Source organism: Streptomyces sp. FH025 (assembly GCF_017427025.1).
Classification (GTDB): domain Bacteria; phylum Actinomycetota; class Actinomycetes; order Streptomycetales; family Streptomycetaceae; genus Kitasatospora.
The window spans coordinates 1-1,073 of sequence record NZ_JAFLNG010001223.1 but is presented as its reverse complement, the minus strand read 5'-3'; the positions used below and the strand labels follow the sequence as shown (position 1 = coordinate 1,073).

Genomic DNA, 1,073 nt, shown 5'->3' with positions numbered 1-1,073 from the left:
CAGCCGGGGGGTGCCGCCTACGGCGTCACCGTGCGTGGTGTGGCCTCGGCTGCGCCTCGGCAGGTGGGTGGGTGGTTGAGGGAATTCGCCGGTGGCGAATTCGTGGGCGCGGCACGCGCCGTTGTGGCGGGCGTCGGGCGTCGCTGCGCTCCGCCTTTCCGGCGGCTTTTCCCCGGGCCTACGGCCCGTCAATCGGTCGGCTTTCCGTCTTGTCGGGTTGGTGTTTTCACGGCCCTACGGGCCGGTTTGCTGGCAGGCTTTCCCGGGCTGCGCCAGGGAGCGAGCGTTGACGATGTGTCGCGGACTTCGGGTATCAGCCACAACCTCACCCCCGAGGGGCCTCCCCCGGTCCCGGCCGATGGCCGGTCCGCCGCCTGGTTGCTGGGCTGACGGCCCCCATTCTCCACCCCTGGGGCGGGGCCTGCGGCCCTCGGGGGCAACCTCCGGGCCACCGGTCCGGCTCGGTCTCCCCGGCCCCTGTGGCGGGCCCTCACGGACGCCCCGCACGGCGGTGGCTGACGGGCCCTCAACCGCAGACTCCCGGCCGGAATCCCAGGCGAATCCGGCGGTGTTTCCCCGACTTCCGTACAGCCCTATCCTACCGGTTCCCCGGTGGGTACCGAAGGCGAACAGGAAACCTCGCGGCGACCATCCACCACGGCTCTATCCGGCCGCACTCGCGGCAGGAATTCGAATTCCCTCCCACTCCATTTCGAGCGGCAATCCTGCCCCCTTTCGGTGCGCAGCGTCGTGGAATCGAGCTCGGGCATCCTCGGAAAGGGGCCTACGGCCCCCCGCATCCGACACGGCGACCGCCCTTCCCGACCACCCAGGAAATCCCGCCCAGCGTCACCCGGGCAATTCCCTGAACAGCGACACCAAACCGAACACCGGACCAGGACGACGGCCAGGGTGCCACCAGGGCGGGGCGCAGCGGGGCGCGGCACCGGGCGGCCAGGGCAGGCACGGGCACAGCGGGCCGGACAGCCGAGACGGGCCCAGCGGGACGGCCTGACGGCCGACCAGGACGGCGGCCAGGGCCCGGCAGCCGAGCGCGACACTGGGCGACGCGG

At 72.3% G+C, this 1,073-nt stretch carries 1 protein-coding gene; it reads right to left on the bottom strand.

Annotated elements, in window-relative coordinates:
- Positions 1–849 precede the first annotated feature (849 nt).
- On the bottom strand, positions 850–1,073 hold a 224-nt coding region (locus tag J0670_RS38555), incomplete at its 5' end, for a hypothetical protein (protein WP_207817423.1).